Annotated in this window: 17 protein-coding genes and 5 tRNA genes; 2 read left to right on the top strand and 20 right to left on the bottom strand. The window is 36.8% G+C overall.

Features of this window, described 5'->3' with window-relative positions; genetic code table 11:
• Nucleotides 1–3 precede the first annotated feature (3 nt).
• From VL047_RS02925 to VL047_RS02845, 17 genes are all read right to left on the bottom strand, one after another.
• A complete protein-coding gene (locus VL047_RS02925) occupies nucleotides 4–1251 on the bottom strand; it encodes an OmpP1/FadL family transporter (protein ID WP_325358340.1) in 1248 nt (415 codons plus the stop codon).
• Between the two features lie 117 nt (nucleotides 1252–1368).
• Complete coding sequence (locus VL047_RS02920; RefSeq protein ID WP_325358338.1) at nucleotides 1369–1680, bottom strand: DUF3467 domain-containing protein; 312 nt, start codon at nucleotides 1678–1680, stop codon at nucleotides 1369–1371.
• An 84-nt stretch (nucleotides 1681–1764) separates the two neighbouring features.
• Entirely contained in the window at nucleotides 1765–6045 is a 4281-nt protein-coding gene (rpoC, locus tag VL047_RS02915) for a DNA-directed RNA polymerase subunit beta' (protein ID WP_325358336.1), read from the bottom strand.
• A gap of 18 nt (nucleotides 6046–6063) precedes the next feature.
• Nucleotides 6064–9873 carry a DNA-directed RNA polymerase subunit beta gene (gene rpoB, locus VL047_RS02910; protein WP_325358334.1) on the bottom strand — a complete coding sequence of 1270 codons (3810 nt, stop codon included), beginning with the start codon at nucleotides 9871–9873 and terminating at the stop codon, nucleotides 6064–6066.
• A gap of 162 nt (nucleotides 9874–10035) precedes the next feature.
• Complete coding sequence (gene rplL / locus VL047_RS02905; RefSeq protein ID WP_325358332.1) at nucleotides 10036–10416, bottom strand: 50S ribosomal protein L7/L12; 381 nt, start codon at nucleotides 10414–10416, stop codon at nucleotides 10036–10038.
• A gap of 62 nt (nucleotides 10417–10478) precedes the next feature.
• A complete protein-coding gene (gene rplJ / locus VL047_RS02900; RefSeq protein WP_325358330.1) occupies nucleotides 10479–11000 on the bottom strand; it encodes a 50S ribosomal protein L10 in 522 nt (173 codons plus the stop codon).
• Between the two features lie 2 nt (nucleotides 11001–11002).
• Nucleotides 11003–11701, bottom strand: a complete 699-nt coding sequence (gene rplA, locus VL047_RS02895; RefSeq protein WP_132225338.1) for a 50S ribosomal protein L1 — start codon at nucleotides 11699–11701, stop codon at nucleotides 11003–11005.
• Nucleotides 11702–11724: 23 nt separating this feature from the next.
• On the bottom strand, nucleotides 11725–12168 hold the full coding sequence (gene rplK / locus VL047_RS02890; protein WP_325358327.1) for a 50S ribosomal protein L11: 444 nt from the start codon (nucleotides 12166–12168) through the stop codon (nucleotides 11725–11727).
• 77 nt (nucleotides 12169–12245) lie between these two features.
• The gene (gene nusG / locus VL047_RS02885) at nucleotides 12246–12791 is read right to left on the bottom strand and encodes a transcription termination/antitermination protein NusG (RefSeq protein ID WP_325358325.1); all 546 of its coding nucleotides are present in this window, start codon (nucleotides 12789–12791) and stop codon (nucleotides 12246–12248) included.
• Nucleotides 12792–12802: 11 nt separating this feature from the next.
• Nucleotides 12803–12997, bottom strand: coding sequence for a preprotein translocase subunit SecE (gene secE, locus VL047_RS02880; protein WP_132225344.1), 195 nt, complete (start codon nucleotides 12995–12997; stop codon nucleotides 12803–12805).
• Between the two features lie 17 nt (nucleotides 12998–13014).
• Nucleotides 13015–13085: transfer RNA gene (locus VL047_RS02875), tRNA-Trp, on the bottom strand.
• Between the two features lie 70 nt (nucleotides 13086–13155).
• Entirely contained in the window at nucleotides 13156–14343 is a 1188-nt protein-coding gene (tuf, locus tag VL047_RS02870) for an elongation factor Tu (RefSeq protein ID WP_325358320.1), read from the bottom strand.
• 61 nt (nucleotides 14344–14404) lie between these two features.
• A tRNA-Thr gene (locus tag VL047_RS02865) sits at nucleotides 14405–14476 on the bottom strand.
• 62 nt (nucleotides 14477–14538) lie between these two features.
• Nucleotides 14539–14611, bottom strand: a tRNA-Gly gene (locus tag VL047_RS02860).
• Between the two features lie 79 nt (nucleotides 14612–14690).
• Nucleotides 14691–14771, bottom strand: a tRNA-Tyr gene (locus VL047_RS02855).
• Nucleotides 14772–14811: 40 nt separating this feature from the next.
• Nucleotides 14812–14884 (bottom strand) — tRNA-Thr (locus VL047_RS02850).
• A 263-nt stretch (nucleotides 14885–15147) separates the two neighbouring features.
• Nucleotides 15148–16524, bottom strand: coding sequence for an NfeD family protein (locus VL047_RS02845; protein ID WP_325358318.1), 1377 nt, complete (start codon nucleotides 16522–16524; stop codon nucleotides 15148–15150).
• 224 nt (nucleotides 16525–16748) lie between these two features.
• Here VL047_RS02845 and VL047_RS02840 point away from each other — a divergent pair, with 224 nt between their 5' ends.
• Together VL047_RS02840 and VL047_RS02835 are read left to right on the top strand one after the other, a co-directional pair.
• Nucleotides 16749–17609 carry a DPBB and LysM peptidoglycan-binding domain-containing protein gene (locus VL047_RS02840; RefSeq protein WP_325358315.1) on the top strand — a complete coding sequence of 287 codons (861 nt, stop codon included), beginning with the start codon at nucleotides 16749–16751 and terminating at the stop codon, nucleotides 17607–17609.
• A gap of 1 nt (nucleotide 17610) precedes the next feature.
• Entirely contained in the window at nucleotides 17611–18255 is a 645-nt protein-coding gene (locus tag VL047_RS02835) for a uridine kinase (RefSeq protein WP_325358314.1), read from the top strand.
• On the opposite strand, the gene VL047_RS02830 is transcribed toward VL047_RS02835, so the two are convergent.
• The 3 genes from VL047_RS02830 to VL047_RS02820 form a co-directional block, all read right to left on the bottom strand.
• Nucleotides 18252–18911: a 3-oxoacid CoA-transferase subunit B gene (locus VL047_RS02830; RefSeq protein ID WP_325358312.1), complete on the bottom strand. Its 660-nt coding sequence runs from the start codon at nucleotides 18909–18911 to the stop codon at nucleotides 18252–18254. The genes VL047_RS02835 and VL047_RS02830 overlap by 4 nt on opposite strands.
• Before the next feature lie 14 nt (nucleotides 18912–18925).
• Entirely contained in the window at nucleotides 18926–19618 is a 693-nt protein-coding gene (locus tag VL047_RS02825) for a CoA transferase subunit A (RefSeq protein ID WP_325358310.1), read from the bottom strand.
• A gap of 93 nt (nucleotides 19619–19711) precedes the next feature.
• Nucleotides 19712–22075: an endonuclease MutS2 gene (locus tag VL047_RS02820; RefSeq protein ID WP_325358307.1), complete on the bottom strand. Its 2364-nt coding sequence runs from the start codon at nucleotides 22073–22075 to the stop codon at nucleotides 19712–19714.
• Between the last annotated feature and the right edge of the window lie 3 nt (nucleotides 22076–22078).

Genomic DNA, 22078 nt, shown 5'->3' with positions numbered 1-22078 from the left:
AACCTACCACTTATACCCAATAGAAAGACCAGGGGCGATAGCATGGATTTTATAAGTACCAGATATACTAGGTTCTAGCGTACCCTCTGCCGTTGGACCCAATAAGGTGCCTTCTCTTGATTCAACAGTTCCATACATCATGTTGGCATTAATCTCCCACCTTTTATTTACTTCATAACCTACACCTGCACTTAAAACTAGCGTATTTCCATCTGGTGAATCAGGAGTTACATAGCCATCTTTTACCGGTGTAAAAAGGTATGCAGACCCTGCTCTTAAAGTCAATTTTTCACTTGCTTGATGCTGAACACCCAGTCTTATGGCTCCTCCGTTTCCATAATTTCTTTCAGAGCGGCTATCTTCTAGAGCGGGAGTATTCTTTGAAAAATCAAAGACAAACTCCTTGTACACTTTCCAATTAACAAAGCTACCATCAATTGCTATTGAAGTCTTCTCATTAACCGGAATGCCAATTCCCAGTGTAGTTGTAGAAGGCAAAGGTATTTCTGAATCAAATGTATTTCCTTCAGGGAAAAATTGCTTGAAAGCATCAGGAACGTTAAATACAGCATCTCCATCCCTCAACTTCGTCACTACTTTTGAATGATGAACCAGGGCTAAGGACACGCCATTTTGCGTTTTGTAATATATACCTGCATTCCATCCATACCCCTTACCTGTACCAGTCAAATGAGCATTCGCATCGCTCCCATCACTAAAACCAAGAGGTATTGCTTGTTTCAAATCAACATCTCCGTAGTTGTAAATAAGGCCAACACCAATTCCTAAGTTATCTGTAATACGATAGCTAAATGTCGGTTGAAAATAAATAGCTTTTAAATCTACTGCGAGCAAAGTGTACTTACCTGACCAAGATTTGTCCCATTCCGTCAATCCACCGAATGGCGTATAAACCCCTAATCCTATTTTCCATTTTGCTTGATCAGGACCAAAAAGCGCATAAGCGGCGAAAGGCGTACCAACCTTTTTCTTCACATTTTCTGTGTTATCACTACCAGAAGCTGTAAACGATGGTCTAAACATAGTCGCATTCATCCCCAAGCTCGCCGAATTATACGGAACGAAACTCATCGCACCAGGATTGAAAAAAATAGTCGACTCATCTAGGATAAGTGCTGCACCAGAACCAGCCATAGCCGATTGTTTAGCTCCTTGTAAATTCACCTGAAAGCCTTGTGCGAATGATAAGGCTGGTGAAAACAGAAGCAATAGTAGAATAAGCTTTTTCATGAATTCTTAAATTAAGCAAAAACAATTCTTTATTTAAAGTAAAACAACTGTTTAATTTAGAAAGGATATTATATAACAAGAACAGCTGGCAGAACGTTTTATACTAAATCAAATAACTTAAGCTTCTGCAGGTGGTCCCCCAAAATTCATTGGGAATACCTGTCCTTCATTTGTATTAATTTCACCATGAATGCTTTCAAATTTATCAATATTATCTTTCATTGCATTCATTAAGCGCTTTGCATGTTCAGGAGTTAAAATAATTCTAGATTTTACTTTGGCCTTTGGTATACCGGGCATTACTCTTATAAAATCCAATACAAATTCAGTATTAGAATGAGTGATAATAGCTAAATTAGAATAAGTTCCTTCAGCAACTTCTTCCGAAAGTTCAATATTTATCTCTTGCTGTTTTCCTTGTTCATTCATAAATTAAATCTTTTAATAAATATATTAAAAAAAAAGCCTGTTCAGAGTTCTAAACAGGCTTTTTTTATTGTTCTATCATTAATATTAATCGAATTTCGATGCCATGAGTTTTTCAAACTCTTCTTTCGATCCAACGATCATTCTATCGTACTTACGAAGACCGGTACCTGAAGGAATTAAGTGTCCAACAATTACGTTTTCTTTCAATCCTAACAAGTTATCTTGCTTAGCGTGGATAGCCGCTTCATTTAATACTTTTGTAGTTTCCTGGAAGGAAGCAGCAGAAATAAACGATTTGGTTCCTAAAGATGCACGCGTTATACCTTGTAATATAGGGCTAGATGTTGCCGAAATTGCATCACGTACTTCCACCAACTTCAAATCACGACGCTTCAAGCTCGAATTCTCTTCACGCAATTTACGTGATGAAACAATCTGTCCAGCTTTTAATTCGTTTGAATCTCCTGGATCAACCACAACTTTCTTATCGAACATATCGTTAGTTTCTTCGATGAAATCCCACTTACTAACATTATCTTTTTCTAAGAAAATTGAATCTCCCGGATCCTCGATATGAACCTTTTGCATCATTTGATGTACAATCGTTTCAAAGTGCTTATCATTAATTTTTACACCTTGAAGACGGTAAACTTCTTGAATACCATTAACTAAGTATTCTTGAACAGCTGCTGGTCCTTTAATCTTCAGAATATTAGCAGGAGAAATTGAACCATCCGATAACGGCATACCAGCTTTCACAAAGTCATTATCCTGTACCAGAATATGTTTTGATAAAGGAACAAGATATTTCTTAATCTGACCATCTCTGGATTCGATAGAAATTTCGCGATTGGCACGTTTTACTCCTCCAAGCGTTACAACCCCGTCAATTTCAGTAACAACTGCTGGGTTTGATGGGTTTCTCGCCTCGAACAGTTCAGTTACACGAGGTAAACCACCTGTAATATCTCGAGTCTTACCTGTAGAACGAGGAATCTTAGCAATAATTGCTCCAACCTTTGCATTCTCTTTATCACTGATTGAAATGTGAGCTCCAACCGGGATGTTATAGTTACGAATTACTTCACCGTTCTTATCTAAAATTCTAATAGATGGATTTTTAGTTTTATCACGAGTTTCAATAATTACCTTTTCACGGTGACCAGTTTGATCATCTGATTCTTCACGGAACGTTACACCTTCAATAATTGCATCAAATTCTACCTTACCGGCAAATTCTGATATAATTACGGCATTGTAAGGATCCCATGAACAAATAAGATCTCCTCGTTTCAAGATATCACCATCGTTAACAAATAAAAATGCCCCGTAAGGTATATTATTCGTCATAACGACCTTATTAGTATCTGTATCTACAATTCGGAATTCACCTGAACGTCCTAAAACAACGTGCTGTTTCTCTTGTGCACTATTCTCACGGTCTACAAAACGAACGTTTTCAAATTCAATACGTCCATTAAATTTAGCTACAATTTGAGATTCTGCTGCAATATTAGATGCAGTTCCCCCAACGTGGAATGTACGTAAAGTAAGCTGTGTTCCTGGCTCTCCAATTGACTGAGCAGCAATTACACCGACAGCTTCTCCCATCTTAACCGGTTTACCGCTTGCCAAGTTTCTTCCATAACAAAGTCCACATACACCTCTCTTACTTTCGCAAGTAAGAACTGAACGTATTTCTAAACCTTCAACAGATGAACGTTCAATTTTATATGCTACTTCTTCATTAATATCCTGATCTGCCTTAACTAATAATTCGTTTGTCGCAGGATCATAAACATCATGAAGAGCAGTTCTTCCTAATATACGATCGTATAAAGGTTCAACGATATCTTCGTTATCTTTTAACGCAGTAGTATAGATTCCTCTTAAAGTTCCGCAATCTTCCTCAGTAACGATCATATCCTGAGCAACATCATGTAAACGACGAGTCAAGTAACCAGCATCAGCTGTTTTTAAGGCAGTATCCGCTAAACCTTTACGAGCACCGTGAGTAGATATGAAATACTCTAATACTGATAATCCTTCTTTAAAGTTAGAAAGAATAGGGTTTTCGATAATTTCTCCACCAGATGCACCTGATTTCTGAGGCTTAGCCATCAAACCACGCATTCCGCATAGCTGACGAATTTGTTCCTTAGAACCACGTGCTCCAGAGTCCAACATCATGTAAACAGAGTTGAAACCTTGGTTATCTTCCGATAGAATCTTCATTACAGAAGATGTAAGACGGTTGTTGATACGTGTCCAAATATCAATGATTTGGTTATAACGCTCGTTGTTTGTAATGAAACCCATATTATAGTTATTCATTACTTCATCAACCTCTTTAGTAGCTAAATCTATTAATTCAGCCTTAGCATCAGGAATATTTAAATCTTGAAGATTGAAAGATAGACCACCTCGGAATGCCATTTGGAAACCAAGTTGCTTGATATCATCTAAGAAATCAGCAGCACGTGCCATACCTGATATTTTAACAACTTTACCAATGATATCACGAAGTGATTTCTTAGTTAATAGTTCATTAATATATCCTAATTCAACAGGAACCTTTTCATTAAATAAAACACGTCCTACTGTTGTTTCAATGATTCTATTCTCGATTACATCATCTTCATTCTTAATATTCGCTTTTACTTTAATGAATGCATGTAAATCAACTCTACGTTCATTATATGCAATCATTACTTCCTCTGCAGAATAGAAAGTCATCCCTTGTCCCTTAACTATACGAGACTCGTCTGATTTTCTACCCTTTGTAATGTAGTATAAACCTAAAACCATATCCTGAGAAGGAACTGTAATAGGAGTACCGTTTGCAGGGTTTAAAATATTATGTGAAGCCAACATTAATATCTGAGCTTCAAGTATGGCAGCATTTCCTAAAGGTAAATGCACAGCCATTTGGTCACCGTCAAAATCCGCGTTAAAAGAAGTACAAACCAAAGGGTGTAACTGGATTGCTTTTCCTTCAACTAATTTAGGTTGAAATGCCTGTATACCAAGTCTGTGAAGCGTAGGTGCTCTATTCAGTAGCACAGGGTGTCCTTTCAAAACGTTCTCAAGGATATCCCAAACCACCGGATCTTTACGATCAACGATCTTTTTAGCAGATTTAACAGTTTTCACGATACCCCGTTCAATCATCTTACGAATGATAAACGGTTTATAAAGCTCTGCTGCCATATCTTTAGGTAAACCACATTCATGCAGTTTCAAGTTCGGTCCAACAACAATTACTGAACGAGCTGAATAATCAACACGTTTACCCAATAAGTTTTGACGGAAACGACCTTGCTTTCCTTTTAGGATATCTGATAGTGATTTTAAAGCACGATTACCTTCTGTTTTAACAGCATTAACCTTGCGAGAGTTATCAAATAAGGAATCTACTGCTTCTTGCAACATTCGTTTCTCATTCCGTAGAATAACTTCAGGAGCTTTAATCTCCAATAGTCTCTTCAAACGATTATTACGAATAATAACACGACGGTATAAATCATTTAAATCAGATGTAGCGAAACGCCCTCCATCCAAAGGTACCAACGGACGAAGTTCTGGTGGAATAATAGGAACAATCTTTACAATCATCCATTCCGGGCGATTTTCAATACGATCTCTAGAACCGCGGAACGCCTCTACAACCTGTAAACGTTTTAACGCTTCAGTTTTCCGTTGTTGAGAAGTTTCATTTGCAGCTTGGTGACGAAGATTATATGAAAGTTGATCAAGATCCAAACGTTTAAGCAATTCCTCAAGAGCTTCTGCTCCCATTTTTGCTACAAACTTCTGAGGATCTTTATCATCTAAATATTGATTTTCCTTAGGAAGCGTATCTAAAATATCAAGATATTCTTCTTCAGTAAGGAAATCCATGTAGTTAATTCCATCCTCTTCTTTAACACCAGCTTGAATTACTACATAACGTTCGTAGTAAATAATCATATCAAGCTTCTTGGTAGGAAGGCCTAATAAATAACCAATTTTATTAGGTAAAGAACGGAAATACCAAATATGAGCAACAGGAACAACCAAGTTGATATGTCCCATGCGTTCGCGACGAACTTTTTTCTCTGTAACCTCTACCCCACAACGATCACAAACGATTCCTTTATAACGAATACGTTTATATTTTCCACAGTGACACTCATAATCTTTAACCGGACCGAAGATCCGTTCGCAGAATAAGCCATCACGTTCTGGTTTATAAGTCCGATAATTGATCGTTTCGGGCTTCAAAACTTCACCACTTGATCGTTCTAAAATCACCTCTGGTGATGATAAACTAATGGTTATCGAAGTGAAATTACTTTTAATTTTACTATCTTTTTTGTAAGACATAGCTCTTTTTTAACGGTACTAATCTAATGTGATATCTAAACCTAAACCTCTTAATTCATGTACTAATACATTGAATGATTCGGGAACCGATGGAGTTGGTAAGTTGTCGCCTTTTACGATTGCTTCGTAAGTTTTAGCCCTTCCTACAACATCATCTGATTTCACGGTTAAAATTTCTTGTAAAATATTGGCCGCACCAAATGCTTCAAGTGCCCACACCTCCATCTCTCCAAATCTTTGACCCCCGAACTGCGCTTTACCACCTAAAGGTTGTTGCGTAATAAGTGAGTATGGCCCAATAGAACGTGCGTGCATTTTATCGTCTACCATGTGACCAAGTTTCAACATATAAATCACACCAACTGTAGTTGGTTGATCAAAACGATCACCTGTTAGACCATCGTAAAGATACGTTCTACCAGAAGAAGGAAGTTTCGCCTTGTCAATCCATTCTTCTACCTCTTCAGTTGAAGCACCATCGAAAATAGGAGTTGCAAAATTTACTCCCAATTTTTGACCAGCCCAACCCAAAACAGTTTCATAGATCTGACCAAGGTTCATCCGTGAAGGCACACCCAGTGGATTCAAAACAATATCAACCGGTGTTCCATCTTCCAAGAACGGCATATCCTCGTCACGTACAATACGTGCAACAATACCTTTATTACCATGTCGTCCGGCCATCTTATCACCCACTTTAAGCTTACGCTTTTTAGCGATATAAACTTTCGCCATTTGAACAATGCCTGACGGAAGCTCATCACCAACACTAATTGCAAATTTATCACGCTTATAAGCACCTAGCTCTTCATTAAGTTTGATATTATAGAAATGCAATGTTTGTTTGATTAACTCATTTTTATCATCGTCTGTAGTCCATTTAGTAGGGTTAATATTCGCATACTCTAAATCAGCAAGGATCTTTTGAGTAAACTTAGCTCCTTTGGCAAACAACAGCTCTTTGTATACATTGTAAATACCCTGAGAGGTTTTACCATTTACAATGTTAAAGAGTTTATCAACTAATCTTTCTTTCAGAGCTTTAACCGCTTTATTAAAACGATTATCAAGCTCTTCTAATGCTGCTTTCTCTTCTGCTTTCGTAGTTTTCTTAGAACGAGAGAATAATTTGGTATCAATAACGACTCCTTGAATCGAAGGAGGTGTTTTTAAAGATGCATCTTTAACATCACCCGCTTTATCACCAAATATTGCACGTAAAAGCTTTTCTTCCGGTGAAGGATCTGATTCTCCTTTTGGAGTAATTTTTCCAATTAAAATATCTCCATCCTTTACTTCTGCTCCCACACGAATAATTCCATTCTCATCCAAGTCTTTAGTTGCCTCTTCAGAAACGTTAGGAATATCTGGTGTTAACTCCTCTTCTCCACGTTTTGTATCACGAACCTCAAGTTCGAATTGATCAATATGAAGGGAAGTAAAGATATCCTGACTTACCACACGTTCAGAAATTACAATCGCATCCTCAAAGTTATATCCTTGCCAAGGCATGAATGCAACTTTCAAATTACGTCCTAAAGCTAATTCACCGTTCTGAGTAGCATATCCTTCACAAAGAACCTGTCCTTTTGTAACCTTTTCGCCTTTTCTAACAATCGGCTTCAAGTTAATACAAGTACTTTGGTTGGTTTTCTTAAATTTAATTAGTCTGTATGTTTTAACATCATCATCAAAAGAAACTAGCTTTTGATCATCTGATCTGTTATAACGAATCTTAATCTCATTAGCATCTACATACTCAACCACACCTTCGCCTTCTGCATTTATAAGCGTACGAGAATCTTTTGCAACTCTACCCTCCAGGCCAGTTCCAACGATTGGAGCCTCTGGGCGCAACAAAGGAACAGCTTGACGTTGCATATTCGAACCCATCAATGCACGGTTAGCATCATCATGTTCCAAGAAAGGAATCAATGAGGCAGCAATTGATGTAATTTGATTCGGAGCAATATCCATTAAATCTAACCGCTCTGGTTCAATGATAGGAAAATCTCCTTCATAACGAGCTTTTACACGAGGTGTAATAAAATTACCCTTTTCATCATATTCAGCATTCGCCTGAGCGATGGTTTTACCATCTTCATCTTCTGCAGAAAGATAAATAACAGGCTCTTCAACAACCACTCTTCCGTCTACTACTTTACGGTATGGTGTTTCAATAAAACCTAGATTATTAATTTTCGCATGTACACAAAGAGATGATATCAAACCAATATTCGGCCCCTCAGGAGTTTCAATAGTACATAAACGTCCGTAGTGTGTATAATGAACGTCACGTACCTCAAATCCTGCTCTTTCACGTGAAAGTCCACCAGGTCCTAAGGCAGAAAGTCTTCGTTTATGGGTAATTTCAGCCAATGGGTTGGTCTGATCCATAAATTGAGACAACTGATTTGTACCAAAGAAAGAATTAATCACAGACGATAAAGTACGTGCATTAATTAAATCTGTTGGAGTAAATACTTCATTGTCGCGAATATTCATACGCTCACGTATGGTACGAGCCATTCTTGATAAACCTACACCAAATTGTGCGTATAATTGTTCACCAACGGTACGTACTCTACGATTTGATAAATGGTCAATATCATCAACCTCAGCTTTTGAATTAATAAGGTTAATCAGATATTTCACAATTGCAATGATATCCTGTTTCGTAAGAACCTTCGTTTCATCAGGAGTATCAAGCTTCAGCTTTCTGTTAATTCTATAACGACCAACATCACCTAAATCATAACGTTTATCTGAGAAAAATAAACGATCAATAATCCCACGAGCTGTTTCTTCATCAGGTGGTTCTGCATTACGCAATTGACGATATATATGTTCTACTGCTTCTTTCTCTGAGTTAGAGGTATCCTTTTGTAGAGTATTATATATGATTGAATAATCAGCATTACTAGCCGCATCATCTTTCGATAAAATGATGGTCTTAGTACCTGAATCAATAATCATATCAATATGATCTTCTTCTAGTATCGTTTCACGTTCTAGAATAATCTCATTACGATCAATAGATACAACTTCACCTGTATCCTCATCTACAAAATCTTCTACCCATTTCTTCAGAACCCGAGCAGCTAATTTTCTTCCTAATAATTTTTTAAGACCTGATTTACTTACTTTTACTTCATCAGCTAATTCGAATAATTCAAGAATATCTTTATCTGAATCATAACCAATTGCACGAAGCAAAGTAGTAACAGGGAATTTCTTTTTACGATCAATATATGCATACATCACGTTATTAACGTCCGTTGCAAATTCAATCCATGAACCTTTGAAAGGAATAACACGGGCAGAATATAATTTTGTGCCGTTTGTATGACGACTTTGACCAAAAAATACACCTGGCGATCGATGAAGCTGGGAAACTATAACACGTTCTGCACCATTGATAACAAATGTTCCTTTCGGCGTCATATAAGGAATAGTTCCTAAATAAACATCTTGAACAATTGTTTCAAAATCTTCGTGTTCTTCATCATTACAAGATAAACGAAGCTTTGCTTTTAGTGGAACACTATAAGTTAAGCCACGCTCAATACATTCCTGAATATCATAACGTGGCGGATCAATAAAATAATCTAGAAATTCAAGAACAAATATATTTCTTGAATCAGAAATTGGGAAGTTTTCAGAAAACACTTTGAAAAGCCCTTCCTGGTGGCGGTTATCAGAAGTGGTTTCTAGTTGAAAAAACTCCATAAAAGACTGAAGTTGCACATCCAGAAAATCAGGGTAGTCAATAACCTTTTTGCTGGTAGCAAAATTTACTCTTTCGTTACGAATATCTTTATTTGCCAAGGGAATAAGAATTTAGTTTAAATAAACTGCGCGTTAGACTATATTTTTTATCCTAAAAGGAAACTTGCATAGTCAAAACAAGTAATATTACTTTTTTCTCCAAACAGCAATAGACCCCGGAAAATTACCGGAGTCTAATGCCATAAGTACTATATTAGAGAACTATTTAATCTCAACAGTAGCTCCTGCTTCTTCTAGTTGTTTTTTCAAAGCTTCAGCCTCGTCTTTTGCAACACCTTCTTTTACTGGTTTAGGTGCACCATCAACTAATTCTTTTGCTTCTTTAAGTCCAAGACCAGTTAAGTCTTTTACTAATTTAACAACTGCTAATTTTGAACCACCAGCTTCTTGCAAGATAACATCAAAAGATGTTTTTTCTTCAGCAGCACCAGCGTCACCACCACCAGCTGCAGGTCCAGCAACTGCTACTGCAGCAGCAGCAGGCTCAATACCATATTCGTCTTTTAAGATTTGAGCTAACTCGTTAACTTCTTTTACCGTTAAGTTTACCAATTGTTCAGCAAACGATTTTAAATCTGCCATTTTATTTAAATTTTTTAATGTGCTTTATAATAATAATATCTCTCGAACTTTAAAGGTGTTCGTTAACCTTCTCTTTCTTGTAAAGTCTTAACAATTCCTGCAAGCTTATTTCCGCCTGATTGCAAAGCAGAAACAACATTTTTAGCAGGAGACTGTAGTAAGCCAATGATTTCACCAACAAGCTCTTCTTTCGATTTCAAGCTCGCTAATAAATCTATCTTATCGTCACCAATAAACACTGAGCTATCAATATAAGCTCCTTTTAAAACAGGTTTAGGACCAGTCTTTCTAAGATCTTTTATTAATTTAGCTGGTGCATTACCGATTGTAGAAAACAATAGAGTAGATGATCCTTTTAAAACATCATCAAACTCTCCTGCATCAACGCCCGCTAATTCCATTGCTTTCCGAATCAAAGTATTCTTAGCTACTTGCATAGAGATACCACTTTCGAAACATTTGCGACGAATGTCAGATACTTTTACTACAGTTAAATCAGCAGTATCGGTAATATAAAAATTACCACTGGTTTTAATCTGATCTACTAAAGCTTCTACAATTTCTTGTTTTTCTTCTTTTCTCATGATTAAATTCCTGCTACTGATTTAGTTTCAACTTGTATACTTGGACTCATTGTTGATGAGACATGTATACTTTTAAAGTAAGTTCCTTTAGCTGCAGAAGGTTTTAATTTAGAAATGGTTTGAAGAATTTCTAACGCATTTTCATAAATTTTATCTGCAGGGAAAGACACCTTACCTATTGAAGCGTGAATGATTCCGGTTTTATCAACTTTGAAGTCAATCTTACCGCCTTTTACATCCGTTACAGCTTTTCCAACTTCTTGGGTAACTGTACCTGATTTAGGGTTTGGCATTAAGTTACGGGGACCTAAAATACGGCCTAATTTCCCTACTTTTGCCATAACACTAGGCATTGTAATAATGATATCAACGTCTGTCCATCCTCCTTCAATCTTGCTGATGTACTCATCTAAGCCAACATAGTCTGCACCGGCGGCTTTAGCTTCTTCTTCCTTATCAGGAGTACAAAGTACTAAAACACGTACGGTTTTACCAGTTCCATGAGGCAAAGTTGAAATACCACGTACCATTTGATTTGCTTTACGTGGATCAACGCCCAAACGAACGTCAATGTCTACGGAAGCATCAAACTTAGTAGTGGTAATATCTTTTACTAAAGCCGAAGCTTCTTGTAACGAATATACTTTACCAGCTTCAATTTTGGTAAGTGCCGTTTTTTGATTTTTTGTTAATCTAGCCACTTTTTAAATTGATTTCTGTTTAATTAATTGTTCCAGGGTGCATCGCCACTTACGGTGATACCCATACTACGTGCTGTACCAGCAACCATTTTCATGGCTGAATCAACAGTAAACGCATTTAAATCGGTCATCTTATCCTTTGCAATGGTTTCTACTTGTTCCCAAGAAACAGAGCCTACCTTTTTACGGTTAGGCTCACCAGAGCCTCCTTTTAATCCAGTTGCTTCAATTAATTGAATCGCAACAGGAGGAGTTTTAATGATAAAATCAAAGGATTTATCGGCGTAAACAGTGATGACAACAGGTAATACTTTACCAGGTTTATCCTGGGTACGTGCATTAAACTGTTTGCAAAATTCCATAATGTTCACCCCTTTTGCACCTAATGCAGGTCCAACTGGAGGCGACGGGTTGGCAGCACCACCCTTCACTTGCAATTTTACTAAAGCACTGACTTGTTTTGCCATTTTTGATTTTAATTTAATTACTAAATGTTTGTTAGTAAGTTGGAAGCATATAACGTAACATTTACTTGTACTCTATTTTACTCTTTTTCTACCTGCATGTAATTCAATTCAAGAGGTGTTTTTCTACCGAAGACTTTAACCATAACCTTAAGTTTCTTCTTATCTTCGTTTACCTCTTCAATCTCACCGGTAAAACCGTTGAATGGACCATCAACAACTTTTACTGATTCACCTACAAAGTAAGGGACATTGATAACTTCAGCCTGTTCAGACATTTCATCAACCTTCCCTAATATACGATTTACTTCTGCTGAACGAAGAGGAATTGCATTACCTTCTTTATCGCCCAAGAATCCAATTACACTGTTAATTCCTTTGATAAGGTGTTCAATTTCACTATCAAGTGCAACTTCAATTAACACATAACCGGGATAAAAGTTTCGTTCTTTAGCAATTTTCTTTCCATCTCTCATTTGATAATACTTTTCCATCGGTATTAATACCTGTGGAACCAAATGAGTTATACCCAAGCGATTAATCTCAGCTTCGATATATTGCTTTACCTTTTTTTCTTTACCACTTACGGCACGTACTACATACCACTTTAGTTTTTGATCTGCCATTAGTTTAATTTCTAGCCTACTGACTGATAAAACAATTTCAAAATAGAACTTGAAGACTCATCCATTGCTAAAATAATCAATGCTATAATTAACGAAGCAATCAGTACTACCACAGCAGAATTTTGCAATTCTCCCCAAGTAGGCCAAGTAACCTTATGGATCATCTCGTTATACGATTCTTTAAAAAACTCAAGTACACTAGCCATAAAATATATACATTTTGCACGGGCACAAGGATTCGAACCCTGATCAAAGGTTTTGGAGACCTCTATTCTACCATTGAACTATGCCCGTAGTAACTTATAATAAAGTACCCTTCCAAAAGACGGGTACTTTATTGTTATTAATGTTTTACAGATTAATCTTAAGCTGTAATGTCTGTTACTTGTCCAGCACCTACAGTTCTACCACCTTCACGGATAGCGAAACGAAGTCCTTTTTCCATTGCAATAGCGTTAATTAATTTAACATTAATTGTAACGTTATCACCAGGCATAACCATTTCAACACCTTCTTCCAAGGTAATTTCTCCAGTTACATCTGTTGTACGGAAATAAAACTGAGGACGGTATTTGTTAAAGAATGGAGTGTGACGTCCACCTTCTGCTTTTGACAATACGTAAACTTCAGCTTTGAAATCAGTATGAGGAGTTACTGAACCTGGTTTACAAATAACCATACCACGACGGATATCAGTTTTTTCAATACCACGTAACAATAAACCTACGTTATCTCCAGCTTCACCTCTATCCAATATCTTACGGAACATCTCAACACCTGTTACTACAGATTTTAAGTTTTCAGCACCCATACCTAAGATATCAACAGTTTCACCAGAGTTGATAATACCTCTTTCAATACGACCTGTAGCTACAGTACCACGACCAGTGATCGAGAATACATCTTCTACCGGCATTAAGAAAGGAAGATCAGTTAAACGTGCAGGAACTGGGATGAAATCATCCACCGCTTGCATCAATTCTAACATTTTCTCAACCCACTGAGGCTCTCCGTTCAAAGCACCTAATGCAGATCCACGAATTACAGGAACATCATCTCCAGGATATTCGTAGAAAGATAATAATTCACGAATTTCCATTTCAACTAAGTCTAATAACTCAGGGTCATCAACTAAGTCAGTCTTATTCATAAAAACAACCAATGCAGGTACACCAACCTGACGAGCTAACAAGATATGCTCACGAGTTTGAGGCATAGGTCCGTCAGTAGCTGCAACAACTATAATTGCACCGTCCATCTGAGCAGCTCCAGTAACCATGTTTTTTACATAGTCAGCGTGTCCAGGACAGTCAACGTGCGCGTAGTGGCGTGATTGAGTTGAATATTCAACGTGTGATGTATTAATAGTAATACCACGTTCTTTTTCTTCCGGAGCAGAGTCAATTGAATCAAATGAACGTGCTTCCGAATAACCAGCATCAGCTAGAACTTTAGTAATAGCTGCTGTTGTAGTAGTTTTACCGTGGTCAACGTGACCAATTGTACCAATGTTTAAGTGTGGTTTACTGCGGTCAAATTTCTCTTTTGCCATGTTGTATGCGAATTAGTAGATAAGTTAATTTTTTATTTTGATTTCATTATTTACGCTTACGAGCCAATGATGGGATTTGAACCCATGACCTCTTCCTTACCAAGGAAGTGCTCTACCACTGAGCTACATCGGCTTGTTTGAAACACTAAAAAGTTAAGACCTCATTATCAAGGAATTAACTTTTTAACTTTCAAGAGCGGAAGACGAGGTTCGAACTCGCGACCTATAGCTTGGAAGGCTATCGCTCTACCAACTGAGCTACTTCCGCTTGTTTAGTTTTATTTTAATTCGACAACCCCAAACATTTAAGGGATCGAATAAGACCCAACGTAGTCTCAATTTCATTGTGGGGGGAGAAGGATTCGAACCTTCGAAACCGAAGTAACGGATTTACAGTCCGTCCCATTTGACCGCTCTGGAACCCCCCCAACACCTAATTTCAAAAAAGCCCTATGGCTTCTTAACGTGAGCCCCCTGCCGGGATCGAACCAGCGACCTACTGATTACAAGTCAGTTGCTCTACCAGCTGAGCTAAGGAGGCGATTTCAACCTAAAAGATTTATTAAGCGACTATAATAGACCTTTTCCTTTAGGGACTGCAAAGATATACAAAGTTGTAATATATCAAAAGAAAAATAAAACTAAATTTTCTTTCTTATTACCCTTTCCCCTCTTTTCAGGCCACAAAGAAAGAAAAAATAAATCATTAAATTCTAACAATTTTTCAATTTATTGATAAAAATTTTGATTGAAAATTACCACCCGATAACAACTGGTTAATTGTTAACAAATTAAGGCAAAAGATTAGCTGGGTACTTCAAACTTTTGTCGGACAAATAAATTATAATTTTCATGTTTTTCTACCTTTACCATTGTTCCTTTAGCTATATATCCGCCTAAAGCTACTGCATCATACCATTTCCCGTCTATCTCAACCTTACCAGACGGGCGTAAATCCGTCCGTGCCACACCATCCTTATCAATTAATGAAAAATCTACTACCGAAGAAACATATCCTTTTGAGGAATTCTGTTCATCCTGTAAAACCAACCTTTTAAATGCCCTGGTTTTTAAAATGCTCCTGCCGAAAATAACAGATAAGACAATAGCTCCAACAATCGAAATAACTACCAACATAAATGATCTAAATAATAAGTTTGGTTCAGTTAATGAAAAATCAAAAGCATCATTTGGCACCATACTAAAAGCAAAGCTACAAATGATAAACGCAATCCCCGCAATGCCTGCAATTCCAAACCCAGGTATGACAAATATTTCTAAAGCTAACAATATCACTCCAACAATAAATAACAATATCTCCCAATTAGCAGCAAATCCTTCAATATATAATGGAGTGAAATAAAGTAAACCAGAAACTAATGCAACGATAAATGGAAGTCCAATTCCAGGAGAAGAAATCTCAAAATAAATCCCTCCCATAATTAAAACTATCAAAAACCCCTGAACTGCTGGATTAGTTAAAAAACCAATAACCGAATCAACCCACGTAATTTGATGATCTATTAAAACAGCATTTTCTAGACCTTCATGCTCTAATATTTCATTTATACTACTCACCTCTCCATCAGCAATGCCCGCTTTAAGAGCTTCTCCAGAAGTAAGACTAAGTAATTTGCCTTTTTCTTTCAATTCTGGTACATCAATATCCGGGTCTACAAATGCTTCTGCTATCTTTGGGTCTCGGTTAGTAGCCTCGGCTGTTGCGCGCATCAAAGCCCGCATATAAGATTGATATTTCTCAGGCATAACCTCCCCTTGTCCATCAACCACGCTAGCCGCCCCTATACTCGATCCTTTTGCCATATATATCTTATCGCTAGCTAAGGAAATCAAAGCTCCTGCAGATGCTGCATTATGATTTATATAAACAATGGTTTTTATTGGAGAATCTAATATCTTACTCCGAATTGAATCTGCAAAGTTAACCAAGCCTCCAAAAGTGTTCATCTCTATGAGGATAGCATCCACATTCGCAGTCTCTGCCTTTAAATAAGCTTGCTGAGTAGTTCTCCATGCAGATGCATTAATCTCTTCACGAATAGAAAACCGATAAACTGACGTTGGCTTTTCTTGCGCTATACTGTTCCCTGTAAAAATGCATATCAAAGAAACCACACCTATGAGTAATGAACAAAACCTTTTTAGTGTTTGAGAATCCATAAAGTATAGTTTTAATTATTAATTTTGCCCATTATAATAAATATTGTGATTATAAATATACACTAAATCGTGCGTTATAACCACAACATAAACCATTTCTTTTAAACAGAAACAGGAACACTGCAAATTCTTAATAATTATTTGAAGAAACTAAATACAAAAACAATTATATAAGACGTTCTTAATAGCAATTAGATCCATCTAATTCACAACACACAATTAACATGAATATTAAGTATATAAGTAAAGGGTTTATATTGGTTTTATTCTTAATACTTGCAAAAGCTTCATATGCTTCCTCTGCTGCCATTGATTCAATAGGTGTAGAAAATAATAATGGAAAACAAGTTATATTGCATCGTGTAATAGCCAAGGAGAGCTATTATTCTCTTTCCCGACAATATCAGGTTCAACCCAAAGACATCATAGCATTCAACAATAATAAGTCACTCAAAATTGGCGATCTGATCAAGATACCGACTAACCGTGCTTTTATCACTACATCTGCTACTTCTTCCAGCCAAAACCCTGAACCAGACACTCAAGATCAGAACATCCAATATAAAGTAGGAGCAGGAGAAACCTTATATACTATTTCAAAAAGATTCCAAGTTTCGATTGCTGAAATCGTAAAAGAAAATAAGTTAAAGAACGAACAGGATATCAAAGCAGGTCAAACAATCAATATTCCCCAAGGAGAGTCGATCACTGAAATAGCTGATGAACCAGAAGATATTAATGAAACGGAAATCATTGAAGAACCATCAATGTCCCTTCCTCTGCCATCGAATCGTTACGGATTAAGGCAAGTTGATGAAAAAGGAATAGGTGTCTGGATGGATGGATTAAACGCCAATGAAGGGAATATGCTGGCACTTCATAAAACTGCTCCCGTTGGCACAGTGGTTAAAATAACCAATCCTATGACACATAAAACAACCTTTGCAAAAATCGTAGGTAAGTACACAGATAACAACAACACGCGTGATGCAGTAATAGTTATATCAAAATCAACTGCAGATTTATTAGGAATATTAGACAAACGCTTCTTAATAGATATCAGTTACGGTGTACCAGTCAATTAAAATGACAGAAAGATTTAATCAGAAACCATATATAATCGGTATTGCTGGAAACAGTGGTTCTGGGAAAACCTATTTTCTGAACTGCTTTCTTAAACACTTTAACCCAGGTGAAGCGTCTTTTATATCTTTAGATAACTATTATATCCCGGCAAATACCAAGACGAAAGAAGAAAACAAACTTTATAACTTCGATCTACCGTCTGCATTCAATAAAGATTCTTTTTATAACGATATTAAATCACTGATAGAAGGAAGAACGGTTACAAAAGAAGAATATACTTTCAACAATCCGCTACTTAAGTCAAAAACTCTGGAAATCAAACCCGCCCCTATACTTATAATAGAAGGTCTGTTTATTTTTCATTACAACGAAATCAATACATTGATAGATCATCGCATATTTATGTACACTGATGAAAAGACAGCCTTAAAAAGAAGACTAAAAAGAGATTTTATAGAAAGAGGATATAACGAAGAAGAAGTCTTATATAAATGGAATAATCATGTTATTCCGGCGTATCATAAATACCTACTACCCTTCAAAGAAAGTTGCAATCAAGTTATAGATAACAATATTGAGAATGAAGAAGACATTGATATTATCAGTAAAGAAATTTCTACTTATTTAAGGCAAGCTTTCTTTTAAAAACACATCTCAGGAATCTCACCAATTACTATTAATTTACCAAGAGTAGCATTACGGATTACATCAACACTGACGCCAGGAGCTCTTTCAATCAATATAAATCCACCCTGCTCCTTGTCTATCTCAAACACCCCCATTTCCGTCACCACTTTACTTATACATTTGCTCCCAGTCAAAGGCAAAGAACACTTCGATAGCAACTTACTCTGACCATCTTTATTTACATGCTGCATAGCTACAATAATATTTTTAGCTGATGCTACTAAATCCATAGCTCCTCCCATTCCTTTAACCATTTTACCAGGAATTTTCCAACTCGCTATATCTCCATATTCCGAAACTTCCATTGCACCCAGAATAGTTAAATCAACTTTTTGACTACGAATCATCCCAAAACTTACTGCAGAATCAAAAGCTACTGATCCTGTCATAGTAGTTATCGTTTGTTTTCCTGCATTAATTAAATCAGGATCCTCATTACCTTTAACCGGAAAAGGCCCAATTCCTAATAAACCATTCTCAGATTGAAGAACTACATTAATACCTTCTGGAATAAAATTGGCAACAAGAGTCGGAATACCAATACCTAAATTTATATAATAACCGTCTCTTATCTCTTTTGCAATACGTTTTGCAATACCCGTTTTATCTAACATTCTAAAAACCTGTTTTATCTAAAAGTCCTTTGCTCTATTCGCTTCTCATATTTCTCGCCTTGAAAAATACGATGAACAAATATTCCAGGAGTATGAATTTGATCCGGATCCAGTTCACCAGCAGGAACCAACTCTTCAACCTCAGCAACAGTAATCTTACCGGCCATGGCCATGATTGGATTAAAATTCCTGGCCGTCAAACGAAAAATTAAATTTCCTGCAGTATCTCCTTTCCATGCTTTCACAATTGCAAAATCAGCATCAAAAGCTAATTCCATTAGATACTCCTTTCCATTAAATATACGAGATTCTTTTCCTTCAGCAACTTCCGTCCCTACACCCGCAGGAGTAAAAATAGCTGGCATTCCATAACCTGCAGCCATACAACGTGTCGCTAAAGTACCCTGTGGAACTAATTCTACTTCCAGTTCACCATTCAATAATTGACGTTCGAATTCTGCATTCTCACCTACATAGGAAGCAATCATCTTTTTTACCTGACGACCCTTTAGCATCAACCCAATTCCATAATCATCGACTCCTGCATTATTAGATATACACGTTAAATCGCTTATTCCCTTTTTAACGATAGCAGCTATACAATTCTCCGGAATACCACAAAGCCCAAACCCTCCCAACATTATAGTCATACCATTTTGAAGCCCCAACAAGGCCTCTTCAGCACCCTCTACAACTTTATTAATCATTTGTTTTATTAATTGAAATTAATTTTAAACAAGTTATAATATTTTTTCAAGATATCACTATTTCAAAGATGGATTATAAGAAGTCGAATCGAATTAACTAAAATAGACATAAGTGATTCCATCTCCGCCACGATCAGCGTGTTCATCCTCCATCCTATCAACCTCCTTGTATTTTCGCAAATAATCCCTGATCATTTTACGGAGAATACCATTTCCTTTACCATGAATAATCTTCAATGAAGGGAAGCTCATCATAATTGCTTTATCTAAATATCTTTCAATATCATAAATAGCAGCTTCCGTCCTCATCCCTCGAACATCGATCTCCGGACTAAAGCTAGCAATACTATCAGTCATATCAGTACCGTGCAACTTCCTTAAAGCTTTAGGAACATCCTTTCTGGTAGTTTTCTCAACACGGTTTCTTTTTATCACAGAACGCAAGTCTCCCATAGCCAAAATAAGGTTATCTTTAGCTATTTCCATAATCTGTGCAATCGTTCCTGTATCACTTATCTTAACCCAATCGCCCACCTGAAAATCTTCATTTTTTTCAGTCTTAACAGGTTTAGAAGCCTTCACTAAGTTCTTATCCAGTTCAGTCTTTAATACTTTTCTAAGCTCCTTGGTTTTATCCTTATCTGCATTGGCTTCCTTAATCTCAGAAATTGTATTCTCAACCAACTTATTAGCATTCCGAAGCACTTCTTGTGCTTCCAATTTAGCCTGCTTCAAAAGCGTTTTTTTATTCTCCTCAAGATAGGTTTTCATAGACTCGTTCTCTTCAACGAGCTTAGCAAGCTGACTCTCTCTCTTTTGAAAATTCCGTCTTGCTTCAAAAACTTCTTTCTTTTCACGCTCCAGATCTACTAACAGAAGATCAACTTTCTTCTGTTGAACACCAATTTTCTGTTTTGCATTATTCAAAACATCATCAGGAAGACCAATTTTATGAGCTATTTCAAAGGCATAAGAACTTCCCGGCTTCCCTATTTCAAGAATGTACCGGGGTTTCATAACTACATTATCAAATAACATCGATGCATTTTCAATACCTTCGGTAGAGTTAGCAAAAAGTTTTAAATTCGAATAGTGGGTAGTTATTACTCCTCGCGCTCTCTTTTTATTAAGGCTCTCCAATACCGCTTCAGCAATCGGTCCACCGAATTGCGGATCAGTCCCGGCACCAAACTCATCAATCAAGACAAGTGTCTTCCCTCCTGAATTCTCTATAAAATAGCGCATCTTAGAAAGATGGGCACTATACGTACTAAGATCACTCTCAATAGACTGATCATCCCCAATATCTGCAAAAATCGATTTAAACACTCCCATCTTAGAAGTAGGGTCTGCAGGTATAAGCAAACCTGACTGAACCATAATTTGCAATAAACCAATGGTTTTCATACAAACTGATTTACCACCGGCATTAGGTCCAGAAACAACAACGATGCGCTGTTTCTCATCAATATTTACATATAAAGGCACAACGGTCAGACCTTCTTTTCTATGATTCAGAAACAGAAGTGGGTGTCTTGCATTTCTTAAACTCAAAGAAGGATTATTATCAAGTTCAGGCATCTCAGCCTCAATATCGATAGCAAACAAAGCCTTTGCACGAACAAAATCGAGCTTACTTAATAATCCGTGATAAGATATTAGAACAGTAGTATACGGTCTTAATTGAGTAGTTAATTCAATCAGAATTCTTATTTTTTCCCTTCGTTTATCAAACTCCAGGTCTCTCAATTGATTGTTCAATTGAAACACCTCTTCCGGCTCAAGATAAACAGTTTGTCCGGTAGATGATTCATCATGAATAAAACCTTTGATCTTCCTCTTATTTTCAGCCAAAATCGGAATACACAAACGACCGTCCCGTATTGTTAAACTTCCATCAGCAGTCCACCCTGCATCTTGTGCATTTTTGAAAAGAGAATCCATTCTCTTACGGGCTTCGCGTTCAGCACGTGAAATGCTAGCGTATATGTCCTGTAATTTAGGAGAAGCACTCGGTTTCATCTTCCCATGCTGATCAATTACATTATCAATATCTTTAACAATCCTCTTCTCTACAGGCAAATGTTCAAACAAAGCTTCTAGAGCCTCGTATTGGCCTTCCCTCTCTTGGAAATAATGAATAACCGCGAAAACTGTCTTTAGAGACAGAGATACCTGATAAAACTCTTCTTCTGAAAGAAAGGAGCCTTCAACGCGTATTTTTTCAACTAAATTTTTTATTGGATATAAATGATCAATCGGCAATGGAGCATCATTAACAAGTATTTCCTTAAGTTCCTTTGTTTGTCTTAAGAACTTGTCAATCTGACCAAATTGATGCATCGGTTGAATTTTATCTACCATGTCTTTTCCCATGGTACTCAAACATCTGCTTTTAATGAGTGACTTAATCTCACTAAAACCTAACTTTTCAGCTGCATTTTCAGGGTAGATCATTGT

This window comes from Albibacterium sp. (genome assembly GCF_035514885.1).
Classification (GTDB): Bacteria; Bacteroidota; Bacteroidia; order Sphingobacteriales; family Sphingobacteriaceae; genus Albibacterium.
This window is presented reverse-complemented; position numbering and strand designations above follow the sequence as displayed.